2 protein-coding genes are annotated in these 1,326 nt (G+C 55.4%); one reads left to right on the top strand and one right to left on the bottom strand.

The features are described from left to right. The coding region (locus JKL45_RS29785) for a hypothetical protein (RefSeq protein ID WP_210345919.1) at positions 1–190 on the top strand (190 nt) is incomplete at its 5' end. 6 nt (positions 191–196) lie between these two features. Here the strand turns inward: JKL45_RS29785 and JKL45_RS29540 are convergent. Next, entirely contained in the window at positions 197–862 is a 666-nt protein-coding gene (locus JKL45_RS29540) for a nucleotide-binding protein (protein WP_201865325.1), read from the bottom strand. Positions 863–1,326: the final 464 nt, after the last annotated feature.

Raw genomic sequence — 1,326 nt, 5'->3', positions numbered from 1 at the left:
TTTCGTAAAGCGTGTCTGGGGCATGGAGCACCTCCTGGATCATAAGAAGTGCTCTCCATTGTTCCGAAGCAAGACCATATTCGCGGTGCAGACATATGCCGCCTGTTACTTGTGCATCAGACGGATCTTCTCAGCGCCGCTCAAAATCACCCAGGTGACCACAACGGGCCGGGAGCCAAACATCGGCTGAATATACTCAGGCGGACTGAGCGTGTTTACGTGTCATAGCCGCAATTGCATCGAAGCTTCTTGTGAGTGATCGCCAAAGGTTGCCAATCTCATTCGATCCGGATGATCTGGAGCTGAGCTCGTTAGCACCGGCCCCATGGGCCAAGGAGAGCGACAGTTCAGGGCTATGTGTAATCTGACCTGCCCATGTTGGAACATCGAGCGCCTGCATTGCCCCTCTAGCGTCCGTAACCATCGGGTCATCCGAGCCATTCTTGGCCGGCGCTGCGTTGATGACCACCGCGTAAGGCTTCTTGAGGTCACGGCAGACCTGGATCGTTGCCTGAACGGCGTCGATATCAAACAGCCCTGGTCGCATTGGAATCACGACAAGATCTGCGTGCCAGATCGCCTCGGCCACCGAGCCTTCGGCAATTGGCGCCGTATCGATCAAGACCCATTCAACCCCGTCGCGTCTCGCATTCGCCAATGTGGCTCCGAGGTGCTTGCTGCCAACATGGAGCGGAAGATTCCGTGCCCCCCGGACCTCGTGCCAAAGAGCCAGAGATCCCTGAGGGTCTGCGTCAATCAGGAGCGTCGGCCGAGAGTGCTCGGCCATATAGCTCCCCAAATGCGCGGCAAGGGTGCTCTTTCCAGAACCTCCCTTGCGGGAAGCAAAAACCAAGACATTCATGCCAGCTCTCCCGATCCGGGCAAATCAGTTACGATCATGACCACAAATACGAAACAAAGTTGCAACGCTTTCTAACAGCAAACGGGGCGCATGTCCTCGCCCTGCCTCCTGTCATGGAAAGGCCTGCTCATTATCCCAGATCGATCAGGCAGTGCATAATCACGCGCGTATGGTTAACAGAGTATTGATCGTGGCTTCGGTTCAACGATCTCAGCCCGTCACCGTGCATCCGCACTCTGACCACTTGCGGCGCTCACGCTACCGGCTGGGAGATCCGCTACCGCGCTGCAAAGGCCGTCGGTGCAGTCTGGAGTCGAGTTCAAATATCCAGAAACGCCGGTGATTTCTGTAACAGTTCTTTACCACCTTGAACCAGCGGTTCTCGAATCATAAGGCCTGATCGCACATCGCTCTTCGGTCTGAATACTACTCACATTCGAATCAAGTGCGTAACTGAGAATCAC

The sequence above is a fragment of the Microvirga soli genome, from assembly GCF_016734765.1.
In the GTDB taxonomy this organism is placed as follows: Bacteria; Pseudomonadota; Alphaproteobacteria; order Rhizobiales; family Beijerinckiaceae; genus Microvirga; species Microvirga soli.
This window is presented reverse-complemented; position numbering and strand designations above follow the sequence as displayed.